Source organism: Pseudomonas sp. P1_A1, from assembly GCF_056406935.1.
In genome coordinates, this window is sequence record NZ_JBFTZE010000004.1 from 260,255 (window position 1) to 280,122 (window position 19,868).

The following is a 19,868-nucleotide window of genomic DNA, read 5'->3' on the forward strand; positions in this document are numbered from 1 at the left end:
TTCGGGACTCTGGTTCGGAAATTGCTACTTTTAATAGGTCTTACGCTTTTCAGTAACAGTACTTCTGCGCCACAAGCGCTCATATTGGTTCTTAGGGATTGAATAATGAAAAAAGCATTGCTGACCCTTTCTGCACTGGCGTTGTGCATGGCTGCCGGCTCCGCGCTGGCAAAGGAATACAAAGAATTGCGTTTTGGCGTTGACCCTTCCTACGCGCCGTTCGAGTCCAAGGCAGCCGACGGCAGCCTGGTGGGCTTCGACATCGACCTGGGCAATGCAATTTGCGCCGAGCTGAAGGTCAAGTGCAAATGGGTCGAAAGCGATTTCGACGGCATGATTCCAGGCCTCAAGGCCAATAAATTCGACGGTGTGATCTCTTCGATGACCGTCACTCCAGCCCGCGAAAAAGTCATCGACTTCTCCAGCGAACTGTTCTCCGGCCCTACTGCCTACGTGTTCAAGAAAGGCTCCGGCCTGAGCACAGACGTCGCTTCGTTGAAGGGTAAAACCGTCGGTTACGAGCAAGGCACCATTCAGGAAGCCTATGCCAAAGCCGTGCTGGACAAGGCCGGTGTGAAAACCCAGGCCTATCAGAACCAGGATCAGGTGTATTCCGACCTGACCTCCGGCCGTCTCGATGCCGCCATCCAGGACATGCTGCAAGCCGAACTGGGCTTCCTGAAGTCGCCAAAAGGCGCCGATTACGAAGTCAGCAAGCCTGTCGACAGCGAATTGCTGCCAGCCAAAACTGCTGTCGGTATCTCGAAAGGTAACAAAGAGCTGAAAGCACTTCTGGACAAAGGTATCAAAGCGTTACACGACGATGGCACCTACGCCACCATTCAGAAGAAACACTTTGGCGATCTGAATCTGTACAGCGGCAAATAATGCCCGGCGCCCATCTCGCGATGGGCGCTTTTTTTATCCGATCAGGTTGCTGATTTATGTTCGAAAACCTCTTACAAAACCTGGGGCTCTCAGCCTTCAGCCTTCAGGGCTTCGGCCCGTTGCTGTTGGAAGGCACCTGGATGACCATCAAATTATCGGTGTTGTCGCTGTTGGTGTCCGTGTTGCTCGGATTGCTGGGCGCCAGTGCCAAACTGTCGAAAGTGAAACTGGTGCGCGTGCCGGCGCAGATCTACACCACGCTGATTCGCGGCGTACCGGACCTGGTGCTGATGCTGCTGATCTTCTACAGCCTGCAAACCTGGCTGACGTCGTTCACCGAATACATGGAATGGGAATACATCGAGATCAACCCATTCAGCGCCGGGGTCATCACCCTGGGCTTCATTTATGGTGCGTACTTCACCGAAACGTTCCGCGGGGCGATCCTCGCCGTGCCACGGGGCCAGGTCGAAGCCGCCACCGCCTACGGCCTCAAACGTGGCCAGCGTTTCCGTTTCGTGGTGTTCCCGCAAATGATGCGTTTCGCCCTGCCGGGTATCGGCAACAACTGGATGGTGATGCTCAAGGCCACCGCACTGGTCTCGATCATCGGCCTCGCCGACCTGGTCAAGGCCGCGCAGGACGCCGGTAAAAGCACCTATCAACTGTTCTACTTCCTGGTGCTCGCCGCACTGATTTACCTGCTGATCACCAGCGCCTCCAACGTCGTCCTGCGCTGGCTCGAACGTCGCTACGCCGCCGGCTCCCGGGAGGCCGTACGATGATCGAGCTCTTGCAGGAATACTGGAAACCCTTCCTTTATACCGACGGCTACAACATCACCGGCCTGGCCATGACCATGTGGCTGCTCAGTGCGTCGATCTTCATCGGCTTTCTGGTGTCGATCCCGCTGTCCATTGCTCGGGTTTCCCCCAAGCTCTACCTGCGCTGGCCGGTGCAGTTCTACACCTATCTGTTTCGGGGTACGCCGCTCTATATTCAGTTGCTGATCTGTTACACCGGCATCTACAGCCTGGCAGCCGTACGCGCGCAGCCCGTCCTTGATGCGTTCTTTCGCGATGCGATGAACTGCACGATCCTGGCCTTTGCCCTGAACACCTGCGCCTACACCACGGAAATCTTCGCCGGGGCGATTCGCAGCATGGCTCATGGCGAAGTCGAGGCGGCCAAGGCCTATGGCCTGTCAGGCTGGAAGCTCTATGCCTACATCATCATGCCGTCGGCGCTGCGTCGCTCGTTGCCTTATTACAGCAACGAAGTGATCCTGATGCTGCACTCGACCACCGTGGCGTTCACCGCGACCATCCCGGATGTCCTGAAAGTCGCTCGCGACGCGAACTCTGCGACCTTTCTGACGTTCCAGTCGTTCGGCATCGCCGCGCTGATCTACCTGACCGTTACCTTTGCGCTGGTCGGCCTGTTCCGCCTCGCCGAACGCCGATGGCTGGCCTTCCTCGGGCCGACTCACTAGGACAATTCGTACATGCGCCACCAGATTCATGACCTGCTGGCCCCACTGCCGGGGACCGTGCGACAGATCCACAGCTTTCACTTCGGCCCCCAGGCGGCCAAAGGCAAGATCTACATCCAGTCCTCCCTGCATGCCGATGAATTGCCCGGCATGCTGGTGGCCTGGCACCTCAAACAGCGTCTGGCGGAGCTGGAAGCCGCCGGCCGGCTGCGCAGCGAAATCGTGCTGGTGCCCGTGGCCAACCCGGTCGGCCTGGAACAAGTGTTGATGGACGTCCCACTGGGCCGCTACGAGCTGGAAAGCGGGCAGAACTTCAATCGCTGGTTCGTCGACTTGAGTGAAGAAGTCGGCAATGAGATCGAAGGCCTGCTGGGTGACGATCCGCAACGAAACCTCGAACTGATCCGCAGCAGCCTGCGTGACGTATTGGCGCGCCAGACCGCTGGCACGCAACTGCAATCCCAACGCCTTACCCTGCAACGGCTGGCTTGCGATGCGGACATGGTGCTGGACCTGCATTGCGATTTCGAAGCCGTCGCGCACCTCTACACCACGCCCGAGGCCTGGCCTCAGGTCGAGCCATTGGCGCGCTACATCGGTGCCGAAGCCAGCCTGCTGGCCACCGACTCTGGCGGCCAGTCGTTCGATGAATGCTTCACCCTGCTCTGGTGGCAGTTGAAAGAACGCTTCGGCGAGCATTTCGATATTCCGCTGGGCAGCTTTTCGGTCACCGTCGAATTGCGCGGTCAGGGCGACGTTAATCACCCGTTGGCCAGCCTCGATTGCCAAGCGCTGATCGATTATCTGATTCATTTCGGCGCGATTGCCGGCGAGCCGACGCCCTTGCCGGAACTGCCCTACCCCGCCACGCCGCTGGCCGGCGTCGAACCGGTGGCGACACCCGTGGGCGGACTGCTGGTGTTTACGGCCCTGCCAGGGGAATACCTGGAGGCCGGGCAACTGATCGCCGAAGTCATCGACCCGATCAATGATCGCGTCACCCCTGTTCATTGCACCGTCGCCGGGCTGATGTATGCCCGTTCGCTGCGGCGCATGGCCACTGCGGGCATGGTGATCGCCCATGTCGCGGGCACCGAAGCCTATCGCAGCGGCTACCTACTTTCGCCTTGAGGATGCACGCCCCATGTACAAACTGACCATCGAAGGCCTGCATAAGAGCTATGGCGATCATCAGGTGCTCAAAGGCGTTTCGCTCAAGGCCAAAACCGGCGACGTTATCAGCCTGATCGGCGCCAGCGGCTCGGGCAAAAGCACCTTTTTGCGCTGCATCAACTTTCTAGAGCAACCCAACGACGGCACCATGAGCATGGACGGCCAGAACATCCGCATGGCCAAGGACCGTCACGGCATCCATGTGGCCGACCCCGATGAGCTGCAACGGATCCGCACCCGCCTGGCCATGGTGTTCCAGCACTTCAACCTGTGGAGCCACATGACGGTGCTGGAAAACATCACCATGGCCCCGCGGCGGGTGCTCGGTTGCAGCAAGGCAGAAGCCGAGGACCGTGCCCGACGTTACCTCGACAAGGTTGGCCTGGCGCCGCGTGTGGCGGATCAGTACCCGGCGTTCCTGTCGGGCGGTCAACAACAACGGGTAGCCATTGCCCGTGCGCTGGCCATGGAACCGGAAGTCATGCTGTTCGACGAACCGACCTCGGCACTCGACCCGGAACTGGTAGGCGAAGTGCTCAAGGTAATTCAGGGCCTGGCCGAGGAAGGCCGGACCATGATCATGGTCACCCATGAAATGAGCTTCGCCCGCAAAGTGTCGAGCCAGGTGCTGTTCCTGCATCAGGGGCTGGTGGAAGAAGAAGGTGCGCCGGAAGACGTGCTGGGTAATCCGAAGAGTGAGCGGTTGAAGCAGTTCTTGAGCGGCAACCTGAAATAAAACGCCACCGTCCCGTAGGAGCGAGGCTTGCCCGCGAAGAACGATAACGCGGTCATCATACAGACCGCATTGCCTTCATCGCGGGGAAGCCTCGCTCCTACAAAAGCGGATTTCGTTAACAGATATCAGGCCACAGGCGCGGGCGGTGGCTTGTCCGGCACAGTGGGCTCTCCGGGTTCTTGTGGCTCTTCGTTGGGCGTGTCGGGATCCGGCTGAGTAGGGATACCCCCTGCCATGACTGGCGGATGCGCCAACAAGGACCAGGCCAGCACACCAACCTGATTGGGCTCGAGCCTTGCCAGTTCGGCACTTATTCGCGGATCGATCTTCATGAAGCACTCCTGAGCGATGGCCCGATCCGCCTTGCGCGAATCGGAGCAGTACACCCCATAGAGTGTACGCCCGCCCAGGAATTCCAACGGTTTGTCAGACGGTTGACTCAGGTACGCGGCAGGGTCACGCCACGCTGGCCCTGATACTTGCCACCACGGTCCTTGTAGGACACTTCACATTCCTCGTCGGACTCGAGGAACAGCATCTGCGCCACGCCTTCGTTGGCATAGATCTTCGCCGGCAGGTTGGTGGTGTTCGAGAACTCCAGGGTCACATGGCCTTCCCACTCGGGCTCGAGCGGGGTCACGTTGACGATGATGCCGCAGCGGGCGTAAGTGCTCTTGCCCAGACAGATGGTCAATACGTTGCGCGGAATGCGGAAGTATTCGACGGTACTGGCCAGGGCGAAGGAGTTTGGCGGGATGATGCACACGTCGCTGTGGATGTCGACGAAGCTGCCAGCGTCGAAGTTTTTCGGATCGACGATGGCCGAATTGATGTTGGTGAACACCTTGAAATGATTGGTGCAGCGCACATCGTACCCGTAGCTCGACACACCATAGGAGATCACACGACTGTCGTCACTGCCGCGCATCTGACGTTCCACGAAGGGCTCGATCATGCCGTGCTCTTGCGCCATGCGGCGAATCCACTTGTCCGATTTGATGCTCATGGCGGGTGTCCTGAATAGCGAGGTGGAAAAATTCTGTCCGGCATCTTACCGGGCAGGCGCTCCGGGTTCAAAGTCCGGGAGACAATTCTCGCCGATCCCCCATGAATTCCGCGGCCTCACCGCCATGTTATTAACCGTCAGTCATTAAAAAAGAGAAACCTTCGCAAGAACCATTGGCACGTTCCGGAAAAAGGGTTAAGGTGGCGCCACTGTGCTGCTTGTGTCACTGAGAATCTCTACACGATATGTTGAATTTCGATCCAACCATCTACAAGAATTTTTCCTGCTCTTTGCACTCAGTCTCGGCCAGGGTTCTTCCTGAGTCGCAGTTATCTTTGTTCAAGGAGTTACACCATGTCTAATCGCCAAACCGGTACCGTTAAGTGGTTCAACGATGAAAAAGGCTTCGGCTTCATCACTCCACAATCCGGTGACGACCTGTTCGTTCACTTCAAAGCTATCCAATCCGACGGCTTCAAAAGCCTGAAAGAAGGCCAACAGGTTTCTTTCATCGCTACCCGCGGTCAGAAAGGCATGCAAGCTGAAGAAGTTCAAGTTATCTAACTTGTAACTGCTTTAGTAAAAAGCCCCGCCCTTAAAAGCGGGGCTTTTTTGTGCCTGAGTGTTTTTTGCGGAGAAAACAGATCAAAAGATCGCAGCCTTCGGCAGCTCCTACGCGCCTGAGGGCGCCACCGAAGGCTGCGATCTTCTTTGGCGTGTTACCAGGCCACGCCAAACCCTGCGGTGTATCGGGTCTTGCTCAGGTCAGCCTCATCGCTGCCGCTGATAATGTCTCTCTCAGCCTTCAGATTCAACGATGCCCAATCAGTGACTTTGTAGCGCAGACCGACCTCGGCATCGAGGGCGTAATCCGCGACGCCCGACAAAGGCTTACCCACCTCACCCTTGGTGAAGAACTCAACCTTCTTACCGACCAGATAACGGTTGTAGTCCCACTTCATCGCCAAGGAATAGAAATTTTCCTTGCGGCCATTGGAATACTCATAATCGGTGTTATTCAGGAGCGACCCCAGGGAGAAGGCACCCAGTTCGTCATCCCAGAACTGATAACCGGGGCCGGTACCGATGGTGCGCTGTCGGGACAGCTCTTCGACCTTATCGCGCTTGTAATTCAAACGACCTTGCCAGAACCACTTATCGGTAAGGAATCGGTCCAGAGAATACTCGGCACGCCAGTTATCAGTGGTAACGACGCTATCCTGGAACTCGCGGTTGTACTCACCTTCCGCCGTATGACGCCACCGACCATGGCGCGCACTGGTTTTGAAGCCGACATCATAATCATCGGTGTCTTTTTCGGCCCGCCGATAATCCAGGGCCATGTCGACATTACCTTTCCACACTAAATCCTCGACCACCGGTTTAGGCTTGAGCATCTGCTGGATACTGGCCAACTCTACGGTCTTGGGACCATCGCCGTTGGCCAGGGTGACCTTGCCGTCCTCCGCCGCATGCAGCGACTTGGCCTTCTCGCCAGTGTAAGCATCCTGCTTGACCAACATTTGCTGATCGCTTTCCAGGGTTTTGACCTCTTTCCAGTCAATCGGGACCGCCCCGGCATACTGGGTCTGGATCAACAGCTTGCCGCCATCGAAGAGAGTAATCTTGCCGCTCAGCTTGTCACCGTTCTTCAACCAGACCGTATCGGCGAGCAAGGGAGTGGAAGCACTGACGACAGCGAGGCACAGCAAGGTTCTGGACAACATAAGCGAATCAAAAGCTCAACTTTGCGAAAAAAAATCGGCATCATTCCTGGAAATAAGGCCCCGGCAAGGACTGACCCGGCTATTTCTATTGAGTTCATTTCTCAACTGACAATCCAGGATTTACTCTACAGACGGTCAATGCGTATTTTTTTCAGGAACCCGGACGTGACCGACTCAACCGCTGAAACCGAAAGCGCAGCGCAAATCCGACGCACGGCGCTCTACCTGACCCTGGCACAAGTGCCCGAGGGCAAAGTCGTGAGTTACGGTCAGCTCGCCGAGCTGGCGGGACTGGGTCGCGCCGCCCGCTGGGTCGGGCGAACATTGAGCCAACTGCCCGGTGACACTAAATTGCCCTGGCATCGTGTGCTGGGTGCCGGTGGTCGGATCAGCCTGCCCGCAGGCAGCCCTTCGGGGGATGAACAGCGGGCCCGATTGCGCATGGAAGGCATCAGTGTTCTGAACAATCGTGTTGATATTCAGCGCCATGGCTGGCGCCCGGTAGAGCACAGCGGTTAGAGTGCGCGCTTTGTTTCCGTAATTCTTGAGGCAGACTTCAGCCCATGCCCCGTAAAACCTGGCGCGCCGCGCTCGCCGCCTATGCCAGCCCCTCAACGCTCGTGCTGTTGCTGCTTGGTTTCGCCGCCGGCCTGCCCTACATGCTGGTGTTTTCGACGCTTTCAGTCTGGCTGCGCGAGGCCGGTGTTGCCCGCGAAACCATCGGCTATGCAAGCCTGATCGGCCTGGCCTACGCCTTTAAATGGGTCTGGTCCCCGCTGCTCGACCAGTGGCGCCTACCCCTGCTCGGCAAGCTTGGCCGACGACGCTCCTGGCTGGTGCTGGCCCAGGCACTGGTAATCCTCGGCCTGATCGGCATGGGTTTCTGCGACCCGCAAAAGCACCTGTCCTGGCTGATCGCCATTGCCGTGGTAGTCGCCTTCGCTTCGGCAACGCAAGACATTGCCATCGACGCCTATCGCCTGGAAATCGCCGACGACACCCGCCAGGCTGCACTGGCGGCCAGCTACATGGCCGGTTATAGGGTTGCTGCCCTGCTGGCGACGGCCGGCGCACTGTTCTTCGCCGAAGGCTTCGGCTCCACCGGTTTCAACTACAAGCACGGGGCGTGGACCGGCACTTACGTGCTGTTCGGCGTTTTGATGATCCCGGCGCTGCTGACCTCCCTGTTCATGCGCGAACCGCCGGTGCCACTGCGCACTCAGCTTCAGGCCGGACGCTACAGCTTTGTGCACCAGCTGGCGTCGGTGTTCGTGCTGATCGTGCTGCTGGTGTCCGTCCCGGCCATGTTCACCCAGCTCTACAACACCGACTTCGCCAGCGTACTGTTCAACGGCGTCAGCCTGCTCGACCTGTTGCTCGAAGACCGCGCATTCCTGCGGGCAATCCTCTATACCACGCTCACCGCCCTGTGCTTGTCGGCCATGGGCCGCCGTGGCCTGGCGCCGGTGCTGACGCCGGTCAACGACTTCATTCTGCGTTACCGCTGGCAAGCCCTGCTGCTGCTCGGGTTGATCGCCACCTATCGGATGTCGGATACGGTCATGGGCGTGATGGCCAACGTGTTTTACATCGACCAGGGGTTCACCAAGGATCAGATCGCCAGCGTCAGCAAGATTTTCGGCCTGATCATGACCTTGGTCGGCGCCGGCATGGGCGGCCTGCTGATCGTGCGCTTCGGCATTCTGCCGATTCTGTTCATCGGCGGCGCTGCATCGGCCGCCACCAACCTGCTGTTCCTGATGCTCACCGACATGGGCGCCAATCTGCACATGCTGATCGTCACCATTTCCCTGGATAACTTCAGCTCGGGCCTGGCGACTTCGGCGTTCGTCGCTTACCTGTCGAGCCTGACCAACCTCAAATTCTCCGCAACCCAGTACGCCCTGCTCAGCTCGATCATGCTCTTGTTGCCTCGCCTGATCGGCGGCTATTCAGGGGTCATGGTGGAAAAATTCGGCTACCACAACTTCTTCCTGATCACTGCCCTGCTGGGCGTTCCGACGCTGTTGCTRATCGCCCTGCACTGGTTCCAGGAAAACCGCCGTGCCGGTCCGACCCCGACGCCTGAACCGGCTCAGACCCCGGTCACGGAAGAATCGCAGCCTCTGTGATACAGGGCGCAGAGGGCGAGCAGATTCTCGCCCTCCAGCCACACAGCCGGCCGCACGCCTGTACGCCAGCAGATCTCGCCCGTACAATGCCCCATCATTTCTCGTCATCAGCAACCGACAACGGCCAACCATGCGCACCAGTCAATTTTTGCTCGCCACACAGAAAGAAACGCCTTCCGACACGGTCGTCATCAGCCATCAGCTGATGCTGCGCGCCGGCATGATCCGCAAACTCGCCTCGGGCCTGTACACCTGGCTGCCGATGGGCTTGCGAGTGATGCGCAAGGTCGAAGCCATCGTGCGTGAAGAAATGAACGCCGCCGGTTCTCTCGAAGTGTTGATGCCGAGCACTCAACCGGCTGAGCTGTGGCAGGAATCCGGTCGCTGGGAAGAATACGGCCCTGAATTGCTGCGCTTCAAGGATCGTCACGGTCGCGACTTCTGCGCCGGCCCGACTCACGAAGAGGTCATCACCGACCTGATGCGCAACGAGTTGAGCAGCTACAAACAGCTGCCGATCAACCTGTATCAGATCCAGACCAAATTCCGTGACGAAATCCGCCCACGCTTCGGTTTGATGCGTGGCCGCGAATTCATCATGAAGGATGCCTACTCGTTCCATGCCGACCAGGCATCGCTGCAGATCACGTACGACCGCATGCACCAGGCGTACTGCAACGTGTTCACCCGCCTGGGCCTGAAATTCCGTCCGGTTGAAGCTGACAACGGCTCCATCGGTGGCGCCGGTTCCCACGAGTTCCACGTGCTGGCCGAGTCCGGCGAAGACGACATCGTCTTCAGCAACGGTTCCGACTACGCCGCGAACATCGAGAAAGCCGAAGCCGTACCGCGGGAAACCTCTCGCGCCGCGCCGACTGAAGAGCTGCGTCTGGTCGACACGCCGAACGCCAAAACCATCGCGCAACTGGTGGAAGGCTTCAACCTGCCGATCGAAAAAACCATCAAGACCCTGGTGGTGCACGCTGAAGAGAAAGGCAAGCTGATTGCCCTGATCATCCGTGGCGACCACGAACTGAACGAAATCAAGGCCGCCAACCAGCCTGGCGTTGCCAGCCCGCTGGTCATGGCTTCCGAAGCCGAACTGCGCGACGCCATTGGCGCCGGCGCCGGCTCCCTCGGCCCGCTGAACCTGCCGCTGCCAATCATCATCGACCGTTCCGTCGAACTGATGAGCGACTTCGGCATTGGTGCCAACATCGACGACAAGCACTACTTTGGCGTGAACTGGGAGCGCGATCTGCCAGTTCCGACCGTTGCCGACCTGCGCAACGTTGTCTCCGGCGACCCAAGCCCTGACGGCAAAGGCACCCTGGAAATCAAACGCGGCATCGAAGTCGGGCACATCTTCCAGCTGGGCAACAAGTACAGCAAAGCGATGAAGTGCGAAGTGCTGGGCGAGAACGGTAAACCGGTCACCCTGGAAATGGGCTGCTACGGCATTGGGGTATCCCGCGTAGTAGCTGCCGCCATCGAACAGAACAACGACGAGAACGGGATCATCTGGAGCGACGCTCTGGCCCCATTCCAGATTGCCCTGGTACCGCTGCGCTACGAAACCGAACAAGTTCGCGAAGCCACCGACAAGCTCTACGCAGAACTGACTGCCGCCGGCTTCGACGTGCTGCTGGACGACCGCGACAAGAAAACCAGCCCGGGCATCAAGTTCGCGGACATGGAGCTGATCGGCATTCCACACCGTATCGTGGTCAGTGACCGCGGCCTCGCCGACGGCAATCTGGAATACAAGAGCCGTACCGAAGCCGAGGCGCAAGCGCTGCCGGTTGCTGACGTGCTGTCTTTCCTCCAGGCCCGTATCCGCCGCTGACACCAGATAGAGACGTCATGTTCAAGCGAAACACCTTAGGCCTCGGTGGTGCCGCCCTGTGCGGTGCCCTGCTGGTCAGCGGCTGTGCCAATCACATGTCACAACGCAGCGAGCACGAGGAGCGGGTCGAGCGTAAGTTGCTCGATCACAGCCTGCAGATCGATGTCGGCGAGCCCAAAGTGCTGGAGCTGCCGCAACGCCGGGTGAAAATCCACGAGCAGAAGACCTTCGAAGTCACCGAATTCGAAGTCACACGCCACTATGACCGTTACACGCCTTACCAACCCTGGAGGGAGATCTATGAGATCCCGCTGGGGGCGGTGGCCGTAGTGGCCGGCGTCGGTGCGAACGTGGTCAACGTGTTCGCCCTCGGCAATCTGCCGGACAGCGTAACGAAGGATTGGCTCAGCTATGGTTTTGCCGGGCTCAACCCGTTCATGAACGTGCAGTCTCACGGTCGCGCGCAGCAGAACCTGGCGGGCATCGACGAAGTCCAGCGCGACAAGCGCACGGAATATTCGAGCCTGCCATGGAGCGAGCGTCCGGTGCAGGTCAAGGCCGGCAAGGACACGTTCGATATGAACACCGACCGCAACGGCGTGTTGCGTCTGAACCTGCTGGACAGCCCGTTCGCCGAACATGACCTCAATCATCTGGGCAAGCTGCAGATCAGTGTCGAGGACAACAAGGACGATGTGCACACCGACTCGTCCCTGGCGATCAGCAACAACTTGCGCGGCAAGCTGCTCGAAGCCCATGGGCTGATTTACGACGACCTCGAAGACGACGAAGTGAGCCAGTGGGTGCACCGGGTCAAACGTCTGTCGGAACTGGGTCTGGAAGAAGAAGCCAGCGAACTGGAACAGAGCCTGATCGAACTGACCCGCAACGATCCCGAGTTGCAGGCTGAATTCCTCAAGTCACTGACCAGGGATGCCGGGCGACTGGTGGCGGATCCGGGACCGAATTAAAGCCTACTAAAAGATCGCAGCCTTCGGCGGCGCCCACAGGCGCGTAGGAGCTGCCGAAGGCTGCGATCTTTTGCTTTTAAAATCTCACCGCTCAAACAATTCCAGCTGCTCGAACCCGCCCCGCAAATCCTCCAGCCTCACCCCAATCCCCAACAACCGCACCGGCTTCCCGCCGCGATTGAAGGCCTGGGTCAGCAGCAACTGATAACTCCCCAGATCCCGCCCTGCCCCGGCTTGCTCCAACGTGGTCTGGGTAAAGTCATGAAATTTCACTTTGACAAACGGCTTGCCCGGCCGATAGCTGCTGTCGATCCGCGCCATTCGGCCATTCAAGGACTCCAGCAGCTCGGGCAATTTATCCAGACAACTCGCCAGATCCGGCAGATCCGCGTCATAGGTGTTTTCAACGCTGATCGACTGTCGACGACTGTCGTTGTGCACCAACCGCTCATCGATCCCACGGGCCAGGCTCCAGAGTCGCTCGCCGAAGCTGCCGAATTCACGCACCAGCGCCAATTTGCTCCACTCGCGTAATTGCAGGCAATCGACGATACCGAGCTTGCCCAGCTTGTCGGCAGTCACTTTGCCAACACCGTGCAACTTGCTCACCGGCAAGCCGCTGACAAAGTCGTCCACCTGATCGGGCGTGATCACGAACAAGCCATTGGGCTTCTTCCAGTCGCTGGCGATCTTGGCAAGAAACTTGTTCGGCGCCACGCCGGCCGATACGGTGATGTGCAACTGGTTGGACACCCGACGGCGAATGTCCTGGGCGATTCGCGTGGCGCTGCCGCCGAAATGCGCACTGTCCGAGACATCGAGGTAAGCCTCGTCCAGGGAAAGCGGCTCGATCAGGTCAGTGTAATCGCGAAAGATCGTATGTATTTCCTTCGACGCCTCTCTATAGGCCTCCATGCGCGGCTTGACGATGGTCAGGTCCGGACACAGTTTCAAGGCATGTCCCGAAGACATGGCCGAGCGCACGCCATACGCCCGCGCTTCATAGTTACACGTAGCAATCACCCCACGCCGATCCGCCGAGCCGCCCACCGCCAAAGGCTTACCGGCCAGGCGCGGGTCGTCACGCATCTCGATGGCGGCATAGAAGCAGTCACAATCGACGTGGATGATTTTTCGCTGCGTCATATAAAAGCGGTGTTCATGGCGAAGAAATGAAGTATCGGCGTGTCGTAACGGCAGTATCTCACTGACACCTGTATATAGCACCAGTAGTCTGAATCTTCTTTTCAAGCGGTAGGAAAAGTACCGGAGGAATTTATTTTCTCAATCGAAAGCCACCTACCGATAGAGCCAAAAGCCTTGCCCTGCCTGCGTTTCAGCCCGATCCACACCCCCTGCTTTCACCTAAGCGATTGAACAGGAACAGATTTTACCGAGATTGAAGGTTGACAGCCCGGCGATCCTCTGTAGAATGCCGACACACAGACGCGGGATGGAGCAGTCTGGTAGCTCGTCGGGCTCATAACCCGAAGGTCGTCGGTTCAAATCCGGCTCCCGCAACCAAACATCGAAAAAGGCTACTCGAAAGAGTGGCCTTTTTTGTGCGCGCCTGTTTTATAAAAATCAGCGCTCCATGCCTTGCCGCATGGAAACGAGAAATCGTTCTGATTCCGAAACTTAGCGCTCCTCGGCAACCGTTCGCCGCTGATTCTGGTTTATTTGACCCATACTTGGATTAACGGTTGACACTACGGCGTTCGCCTGTAGAATGCCGCCACACAGACGCGGGATGGAGCAGTCTGGTAGCTCGTCGGGCTCATAACCCGAAGGTCGTCGGTTCAAATCCGGCTCCCGCAACCAAACATCAAAAAAGGCTACTCGAAAGAGTGGCCTTTTTTGTATCTGTTGAAAAAGTCCTTTCGCAACAATGATCTGTCACTGTGCAGTGAGCCGTTCAGGGTCGCCAGACTGTGAGTTCAGACGAGACTGAACCGCAAGGGAAACCCTCGACGACTGGTGATGCGCCATCGCCGATACCCGGTGAGACGCGTTAATATTTGTGATTATTTTTTTCTACAGGGATTGGTAACTTGGCTGGATACCCCCATCCTGTCGCGCACAATCCAAGAGGTGATTGATGCGCGCCAACTCGTCTGATCCACAAGACACCGTCACAGCGACACAACCGATCAAAGCCGAGCGTCTGCGCTTGCTGGATCGAATCAGCAAATACCGTCAACCCATCGGTCTGGCGGTCACTTTGCTGTTGTTCGCCATCGCGCTGATTGCCTGTCGTCACCTGCTGAGCGAACTCGATCTGTACGCGCTGCACGACTCGATCCTGGAAGTGCCGAGACCGGCCTTGCTGGGAGCGCTGGGCGCGACCGTCGTCGGCTTCATCATTCTGCTGGGTTACGAATGGTCGGCCAGCCGTTATGCCGGTGTGACGCTGGCGCCGCGAGTCGTGGCGCTGGGGGGCTTCACTGCTTTCGCTATCGGCAACGCCATCGGCCTGTCGCTATTGTCGGGGGGCTCGGTTCGCTACCGTCTATATGCACGGCATGGCGTGGGGGCTTCGGAAGTCGCGCACATGACGCTGTTTGCCAGCCTCTCGCTCGGCTGTGCCCTCCCGCCCCTGGCCGCCCTCGCCACCCTCAGCAACCTGCCCGCCGCCTCGCTGGCCCTGGGGTTCTCCCAGACGTTGCTGGGCGCGATTGCAGTGGCCGTGTTGCTGCTCGCCGCGGTACTGGCGATCGGCATCTACCGCCGTCGCTTGCCGGAACAGCCTTACCCGGACAACCTGCTGGTCAAGGTCGGCCGCCGCACCTTGCGCCTGCCGGGCCGCCGCCTGACCTTCCTGCAACTGGTCATCACCGCCCTGGACGTGGCCGCCGCCGCGACGGTGCTCTATCTATTGCTGCCGGAAGCGCCGCCCTTCGGTGCGTTCCTGCTGGTCTATCTATTGGCGCTGGCCGCTGGCGTGCTCAGCCATGTACCCGGCGGTGTCGGGGTGTTCGAAGCGATTTTGCTGGCGGCCTTCGCCGACAAGCTCGGCGCCGCGCCACTGGCTGCCGCCCTGCTGCTCTACCGCCTGATCTATGTGATATTGCCGCTGCTGGTGGCTTGCATACTGCTGCTGATCAACGAAGGCCAGCGCCTGTTTCAGACACGCCAGACGCTACGCGCCGCCTCAGGCCTGGCCGCGCCGATTCTGGCGGTGCTGGTGTTCCTGTCCGGCGTGGTGCTGCTGTTCTCTGGCGTAACGCCGGAGATCGATACGCGCCTTGAACACATCGGTTTTCTGATCCCGCATCGACTGGTCGACGCCTCGCACTTCGGCGCCAGCCTGGTGGGCGTGCTCTGCCTGCTGCTGGCTCAGGGCTTGCGTCGTCGCCTGTCGGCCGCGTGGATGCTGACCACTATTCTGTTGTTGGTCGGCGCCGTGCTCTCTCTGCTCAAAGGCTTCGACTGGGAGGAAGCTTGCCTGATGACCCTGACAGCAAGTTTGCTGGGGGTTTTCCGGCGTTCGTTCTACCGTCCCAGCCGCCTGACCGAGCTGCCGTTTTCGCCGCTGTATCTGGTGTCGAGTCTTTGCGTACTCGGCGCATCGATCTGGTTGCTGCTGTTCGCCTACCAGGACGTTCCGTACAGTCATCAACTCTGGTGGCAGTTCACCCTCGACGCCGATGCCCCGCGAGGCTTGCGCTCGTTGCTGGGTGCCGCGGTGCTGCTGGTGGTGGTATCGCTGACGTGGCTGCTGCGCACCGCGCGTCCGGTGATCCACCTGCCGACCTCCGATGAACTGGAGCGCGCGGCTAATATCCTCATGGCCTCCTCCCAACCGGATGGCGGCCTGGCCCTGACCGGTGACAAGGCGCTGCTGTTTCACCCTAACGACGAGGCGTTCCTGATGTACGCCCGCCGTGGCCGCAGCCTGGTGGCGTTGTATGACCCGATCGGCCCGACCCAGCAACGGGCGGAAATGATCTGGCAGTTCCGTGACCTGTGCGATATCCATCACGCCCGCCCTGTGTTTTATCAAGTACGTGCCGAGAACCTTCCGTACTACATGGACATCGGCCTGACCGCGATCAAGCTCGGCGAAGAAGCCCGGGTCGATCTCAAGCGTTTCGATCTCGAGGCCAAAGGCAAAGAGATGAAGGACCTGCGCTACACCTGGAACCGTGGCACCCGTGACGGTCTGTCGCTGGAGATCCACGAACCGGGGCAAGCGCCGATGGACGAGCTCAAGGTGATTTCCGATGCCTGGCTGACCGGCAAGAATGTGCGCGAGAAAGGCTTCTCGCTCGGGCGTTTCAGCGATGACTACCTCAAGCACTTCCGCGTCGCGGTGATTCGTTTCGAAGGGCGCCCGGTGGCGTTCGCCAACCTGCTCGAGACGTACGGCCATGAACTGGCCAGCCTCGACCTGATGCGCGCGCACCCCGACGCCCCGAAGCTGACCATGGAATTCATGATGGTCGGTCTGATTCAACATTATAAAAATCATGGATACGCGCGGTTCAGCCTGGGCATGGTGCCATTGTCGGGGTTGCAACCCCGGCGCGGCGCACCTCTGACCCAGCGCTTGGGCTCGATGGTGTTCCGCCGTGGTGAGCAGCTGTATAACTTCCAAGGTTTGCGCCGCTTCAAAGACAAGTTCCAGCCCGACTGGGAACCCCGTTATATGGCCGTGCCCGCCGGACTCGATCCGCTGGTGGCCCTGGCCGACACTGCTGCCCTGATTGCGGGTGGCTTGACTGGATTGGTGAAACGCTGATGATTCAACGCTCCCTGCGGTACGTACTGGCCACACTGGTAGTGCTGGCCCTGATTGTCGGTGGCGGTTACTGGTACCTCAAACGCCCGGCACCCGAACCGACCCTCGAACTGCTGACGCCGGCCGATGGCGCCGCGATGACCCGCGTCATCCCCGGCACCACCCCGCGCGCGCAGGTGCTGGTGGCGGTCAATGAAGAACAGAAGCTCAGCGACAAACAATTGATGACCCTGAGCCGCAGCGGCTCGGCGCAGATCGTCCAGGTGATCCTGCCCAAGGACTGCATCCAGCAAAGTCGTGCCCTGCAAGCAGGCCTCAGAGAACTCAAAGGCCCGGCAACCCTGGTCAGCGGCATCGGCCCTGGCGCCGTACTGGCGTGGCGCTGGCTGGCCGAGCAGAAGGACGACAAGGCCCAGGCCATTTCGGTTGACCTGGCCCTGGAAAAGCCCGGCTGTACCCACCTGTTGCCAAAAAGTGCTGCCCACGGTCACTGGCTGGTGGCCTGGAACGACAACCCGGACGACACCAGCGCCGGCTTCGTGCGTGACCAGCCCAACGCCGAAACCAGCATCAGCGACTACGACATCAACCTGCCGCAAGTGCTGAACAACGAACTGCGCAAAACCCTCGTCGGTGGCGATAAAGCCGCCGGCGGCCTGCAGATCCCGGTGGTCGAAGTGCCGGCCGGCCAGGCCAAGGACACCGTGACCCTGTTCCTCTCCGGCGATGGCGGCTGGCGCGACCTGGACCGCGACGTGGCCGGCGAGATGGCCAAGATCGGCTACCCGGTGGTCGGCATCGACACCCTGCGCTACTACTGGCAGCACAAGAGCCCGGAACAAAGCGCCCTGGACCTGACCGAACTGATGCAGCACTACCGGCAAAAATGGGGCACCAAGCGCTTCATCCTGACCGGCTACTCATTCGGCGCCGACGTTCTGCCAGCCATCTACAACCGTCTGCCTGAAGCCGAACAGCAGCGGGTCGACGCAATCATCCTGCTGGCCTTCGCCCGCACCGGCAGCTTCGAGATCGAAGTCGAAGGCTGGCTCGGCAACGCCGGCAAAGAAGCCGCCACCGGCCCGGAAATGGCCAAGCTGCCGCCGGCGAAAGTGGTGTGCATCTACGGTGAGGAAGAAGTCGACGAAAGCGGCTGCACCGACAAGACCGCCGTGGGCGAAGCGATGAAACTGCCTGGCGGCCATCACTTCGACGAGAACTACCCGGCGTTGGCGCAGCGATTGGTGGATGCCATCGTGAAGCGTCAAGCGAAGGAGACGGCGGCTCAGGAGTGACCTGAGTCCCCGGACACAAAAAAGCCCCCGACACCTTATGGTTGCGGGGGCTTTTTTACATGTACAGACATGAAGCGCCACCAGCCGTCATTCGATTTATCTGCCGGGGCTTCAACAATTCCTCAACGATGTTCGAATTCGACTCAGATCCCATCTGCCCAAAAAGATTTTCTTCCTGGGCTTGCAGGCTGGCCATCTTGAACAAAAGCAAAATGTCTTGACTCTTCATGAAGCTAGAAACCCCGAGTGTCCACATTCCATAAAACGTGGACACTTGCCTCATTGAAAATATCGAACCCTCAAGTCCTTTCGATATTGTTTCACGGGAAACCCTGCAGATCGTTTGCCAATTTGCAAACAGGTGGGGATACCGGCTTCATTCGTCTGCCCACAAAAAAACCCCTGCTACCGCAAGGCAACGGGGGCTTTTTCATTAGAGACGGCGCTCTGCGGCGTCGTAGACCTCTTCGTCACGTCGCGCACCGACGGCGACGATCAAAACCTGAATAGCCTTTCCATCGACTCGATAAACAATACGCGTGTCGCCTGTTCGAATCCTTCGGCACCCTGCAAGACTGGCCCTTAGAGGCTTGCCGCTCTTGTCCGGCTCGCCGTTGATGATCCGCTCTTCGATAACATCAAGAATGCGATTTGCCGCAGCAGCTCCCAGCAGATCCAGATCCTTCTGGACCTCTGGATGATAGATAACGCCCCAAGCCATCCCCAGCTCCTTTAGTCTTTCCTGGCATACCGTGCCCGCATATCGTCATGGCTGATCGCCTTGGACTGGTCAAAACCGATCAGTCGCTCCCGGGCCGCTGCTTCAACCCGAAGATTCTCAAGCTCGTCGAGCATTTCCTGATACGCATCGACATTGATAATGACCGCTGCCGGCTGATTGTCTTTGAAAATGACCAGCCGTTCGGTGGCCCGGCTGGAGATCTCTTTGAGCCTCGCGCTGAATCCTCTGACCATCGCAGTCACCGAAATCGCCTGGTCAGCACGTTCCAGTAATGCCGTCATACTCACCTCTCTATCATGCAAATTTGAACGCACAGTTCTACGCAGAGTATTGCGTTGAATTAACCATACATCAAGCAGCAAGAAACGCGAACATGCCAACCTGTGTTTTCAAGCTCACTGGACATGTTTAGTTTTGTTTACTCAAGGTGTCGCAATATCGGAAGACACCCGCAGACCTTGTAGGCAAACTCCGAATCTCGCTTTTTGGGCACTTTGCCGCCTTGTTGCGTTTTTCTTCGACGGGATACTCTCCGGACGTCGCTGACCATTCAGCGATCGGGCTTGGAAACCCGTCGAGTTAAGTGCAACAGCGCCCCCCATCGGTACCGCAGCGTCTTTTCAGCTGCGATCCTGTTATGGCGGCTGTGCGTGGGACGCCTTCGGGCGTGCCGGTTCCTTAGCTCCCGGTTTTCCAACCTGCGCACAGCTGCCACCCATTCGCTTGGAAACGAACGTGGCCGCTCCCTCGGGTTAAGGAGTTAGACATGAACAAAACAGATTCGCCCGCCCCCTCAGAACTAAAAACCATCGGCTTCACCCCGCTCATCTACTGCTCGGATCAGGCGCTATTCAACGTCCGCGCTGGCGTCCCCATCGTTGATGCCTTGTCACAAGCCTCCGACCTGCTGTTCCTCGCGAGATCATTTACCGAGGATGCAGCCTACCCAAAAGACACCGACCGCCACGCCTGGGCCGCGCATTATTTGACGGCGATGAGTAAGGCGGTGATTGATGATGTGGTGAAGGTGCTGACCCCGCGACCTGCCCGAACAAAGACCGAATCTGAAGAAGAGCGGCCTGAAAGCAAGTAAAGGCACAGACACAAAAAAGCCCCCGC

At 58.9% G+C, this 19,868-nt stretch carries 19 protein-coding genes, 2 tRNA genes and 1 pseudogene; 15 read left to right on the plus strand and 7 right to left on the minus strand.

What is annotated here, in order from left to right; genetic code table 11:
- Window positions 1-105 precede the first annotated feature (105 nt).
- The 5 genes from AC1D2Q_RS08120 to AC1D2Q_RS08140 are packed head-to-tail and all read left to right on the plus strand — an operon-like array spanning window position 106 to window position 4,289.
- Window positions 106-888, plus strand: coding sequence for a transporter substrate-binding domain-containing protein (locus AC1D2Q_RS08120; RefSeq protein WP_105348507.1), 783 nt, complete (start codon window positions 106-108; stop codon window positions 886-888).
- Window positions 889-944: 56 nt separating this feature from the next.
- Window positions 945-1,673: an ABC transporter permease gene (locus tag AC1D2Q_RS08125; RefSeq protein WP_477812870.1), complete on the plus strand. Its 729-nt coding sequence runs from the start codon at window positions 945-947 to the stop codon at window positions 1,671-1,673.
- On the plus strand, window positions 1,670-2,380 hold the full coding sequence (locus AC1D2Q_RS08130; protein WP_204125325.1) for an ABC transporter permease: 711 nt from the start codon (window positions 1,670-1,672) through the stop codon (window positions 2,378-2,380). Before AC1D2Q_RS08125 ends, AC1D2Q_RS08130 begins: the two co-directional genes overlap by 4 nt.
- A gap of 12 nt (window positions 2,381-2,392) precedes the next feature.
- Window positions 2,393-3,511, plus strand: a complete 1,119-nt coding sequence (locus AC1D2Q_RS08135; protein WP_477812871.1) for a succinylglutamate desuccinylase/aspartoacylase family protein — start codon at window positions 2,393-2,395, stop codon at window positions 3,509-3,511.
- Window positions 3,512-3,524: 13 nt separating this feature from the next.
- Window positions 3,525-4,289 carry an ABC transporter ATP-binding protein gene (locus tag AC1D2Q_RS08140; RefSeq protein WP_007940591.1) on the plus strand — a complete coding sequence of 255 codons (765 nt, stop codon included), beginning with the start codon at window positions 3,525-3,527 and terminating at the stop codon, window positions 4,287-4,289.
- Between the two features lie 125 nt (window positions 4,290-4,414).
- Here AC1D2Q_RS08140 and AC1D2Q_RS08145 read toward each other — a convergent pair whose 3' ends face one another.
- On the minus strand, window positions 4,415-4,621 hold the full coding sequence (locus AC1D2Q_RS08145) for a hypothetical protein (protein ID WP_253419370.1): 207 nt from the start codon (window positions 4,619-4,621) through the stop codon (window positions 4,415-4,417).
- 107 nt (window positions 4,622-4,728) lie between these two features.
- A complete protein-coding gene (gene dcd, locus AC1D2Q_RS08150) occupies window positions 4,729-5,295 on the minus strand; it encodes a dCTP deaminase (RefSeq protein ID WP_007940589.1) in 567 nt (188 codons plus the stop codon).
- 354 nt (window positions 5,296-5,649) lie between these two features.
- Here dcd and AC1D2Q_RS08155 point away from each other — a divergent pair, with 354 nt between their 5' ends.
- Window positions 5,650-5,859, plus strand: coding sequence for a cold-shock protein (locus tag AC1D2Q_RS08155; RefSeq protein WP_002554837.1), 210 nt, complete (start codon window positions 5,650-5,652; stop codon window positions 5,857-5,859).
- A gap of 155 nt (window positions 5,860-6,014) precedes the next feature.
- Here the strand turns inward: AC1D2Q_RS08155 and AC1D2Q_RS08160 are convergent, their stop codons facing one another.
- Window positions 6,015-7,022, minus strand: coding sequence for a DUF481 domain-containing protein (locus tag AC1D2Q_RS08160; protein ID WP_477812872.1), 1,008 nt, complete (start codon window positions 7,020-7,022; stop codon window positions 6,015-6,017).
- A 138-nt stretch (window positions 7,023-7,160) separates the two neighbouring features.
- Between AC1D2Q_RS08160 and AC1D2Q_RS08165 the strand changes: the two genes are divergently transcribed.
- The 4 genes from AC1D2Q_RS08165 (at window position 7,161) to AC1D2Q_RS08180 (ending at window position 11,971) form a co-directional block, all read left to right on the plus strand.
- Entirely contained in the window at window positions 7,161-7,541 is a 381-nt protein-coding gene (locus tag AC1D2Q_RS08165) for an MGMT family protein (protein ID WP_219731186.1), read from the plus strand.
- A gap of 44 nt (window positions 7,542-7,585) precedes the next feature.
- Entirely contained in the window at window positions 7,586-9,154 is a 1,569-nt protein-coding gene (locus AC1D2Q_RS08170; RefSeq protein WP_477812873.1) for an AmpG family muropeptide MFS transporter, read from the plus strand.
- A 130-nt stretch (window positions 9,155-9,284) separates the two neighbouring features.
- The gene (locus AC1D2Q_RS08175) at window positions 9,285-11,000 is read left to right on the plus strand and encodes a proline--tRNA ligase (protein WP_477812874.1); all 1,716 of its coding nucleotides are present in this window, start codon (window positions 9,285-9,287) and stop codon (window positions 10,998-11,000) included.
- 17 nt (window positions 11,001-11,017) lie between these two features.
- The gene (locus tag AC1D2Q_RS08180; protein ID WP_477812875.1) at window positions 11,018-11,971 is read left to right on the plus strand and encodes a hypothetical protein; all 954 of its coding nucleotides are present in this window, start codon (window positions 11,018-11,020) and stop codon (window positions 11,969-11,971) included.
- Window positions 11,972-12,055: 84 nt separating this feature from the next.
- Here the strand turns inward: AC1D2Q_RS08180 and dinB are convergent, their stop codons facing one another.
- Window positions 12,056-13,117, minus strand: coding sequence for a DNA polymerase IV (gene dinB / locus AC1D2Q_RS08185; RefSeq protein WP_477812876.1), 1,062 nt, complete (start codon window positions 13,115-13,117; stop codon window positions 12,056-12,058).
- 301 nt (window positions 13,118-13,418) lie between these two features.
- On the opposite strand from dinB, the gene AC1D2Q_RS08190 reads away from it, so the two are divergent.
- The 4 genes from AC1D2Q_RS08190 to AC1D2Q_RS08205 all read left to right on the plus strand — a co-directional run bounded on the left by AC1D2Q_RS08190 (window position 13,419) and on the right by AC1D2Q_RS08205 (window position 18,007).
- Window positions 13,419-13,495 (plus strand) — tRNA-Met (locus AC1D2Q_RS08190).
- A 220-nt stretch (window positions 13,496-13,715) separates the two neighbouring features.
- Window positions 13,716-13,792, plus strand: a tRNA-Met gene (locus tag AC1D2Q_RS08195).
- Between the two features lie 277 nt (window positions 13,793-14,069).
- Window positions 14,070-16,712, plus strand: a complete 2,643-nt coding sequence (gene mprF, locus AC1D2Q_RS08200) for a bifunctional lysylphosphatidylglycerol flippase/synthetase MprF (RefSeq protein WP_477812877.1) — start codon at window positions 14,070-14,072, stop codon at window positions 16,710-16,712.
- Window positions 16,712-18,007: a virulence factor family protein gene (locus tag AC1D2Q_RS08205; protein ID WP_477812878.1), complete on the plus strand. Its 1,296-nt coding sequence runs from the start codon at window positions 16,712-16,714 to the stop codon at window positions 18,005-18,007. Before mprF ends, AC1D2Q_RS08205 begins: the two co-directional genes overlap by 1 nt.
- A 76-nt stretch (window positions 18,008-18,083) precedes the next feature.
- Here AC1D2Q_RS08205 and AC1D2Q_RS08210 read toward each other — a convergent pair.
- The 3 genes and pseudogenes from AC1D2Q_RS08210 to AC1D2Q_RS08220 all read right to left on the minus strand — a co-directional run.
- Window positions 18,084-18,236: pseudogene (locus AC1D2Q_RS08210) on the minus strand (MarR family transcriptional regulator); the annotation flags it as partial.
- A gap of 204 nt (window positions 18,237-18,440) precedes the next feature.
- Entirely contained in the window at window positions 18,441-18,728 is a 288-nt protein-coding gene (locus tag AC1D2Q_RS08215; RefSeq protein ID WP_477812879.1) for a type II toxin-antitoxin system RelE family toxin, read from the minus strand.
- Between the two features lie 11 nt (window positions 18,729-18,739).
- Entirely contained in the window at window positions 18,740-19,030 is a 291-nt protein-coding gene (locus AC1D2Q_RS08220) for a type II toxin-antitoxin system Phd/YefM family antitoxin (RefSeq protein ID WP_310660513.1), read from the minus strand.
- A 485-nt stretch (window positions 19,031-19,515) separates the two neighbouring features.
- Here AC1D2Q_RS08220 and AC1D2Q_RS08225 point away from each other — a divergent pair, with 485 nt between their 5' ends.
- Window positions 19,516-19,842: a DUF3077 domain-containing protein gene (locus AC1D2Q_RS08225; protein ID WP_477812880.1), complete on the plus strand. Its 327-nt coding sequence runs from the start codon at window positions 19,516-19,518 to the stop codon at window positions 19,840-19,842.
- The last annotated feature ends 26 nt before the right edge of the window (window positions 19,843-19,868 follow it).